The organism is Lysinibacillus sp. GbtcB16, assembly GCF_019091145.1.
Lineage (GTDB): Bacteria > Bacillota > Bacilli > Bacillales_A > Planococcaceae > Lysinibacillus > Lysinibacillus fusiformis.
Genome location: NZ_JAGXJV010000289.1, coordinates 1 through 279 on the forward strand (window position 1 = coordinate 1; position 279 = coordinate 279).

Consider the following 279-nt stretch of genomic DNA (forward strand, 5'->3'; position numbering starts at 1 on the left):
AGCTTCTCTCGTAGTTTTTCTGTTGCTCTTATTCGCGATCGCGCCAGGATGGTTTGCCAAGTATTCGCCAACGGATATGCAGGCGGATCAGCTGCTGCTTCCACCCGGTGCCGCTCATTGGCTGGGAACCGACTATTTTGGCCGGGATGTGCTTAGTCTTGTCGTCGATGGCGCTCGGGAATCGCTGTTCATCGGGTTCGCGTCCGTCTTGGTCGGAGGCTCCATCGGTGCTGCAATCGGTATGATCGCAGGGTATTACGGCGGGTGGGTAGATAACGT

General features: G+C 56.3%; 1 protein-coding gene. It reads right to left on the minus strand.

Features of this window, described 5'->3' with window-relative positions:
* Nucleotides 1-28 precede the first annotated feature (28 nt).
* Nucleotides 29-279, minus strand: a 251-nt coding sequence (locus KVT27_RS24290) for a hypothetical protein (RefSeq protein WP_217582144.1), incomplete at its 5' end; no start/stop codon positions are given.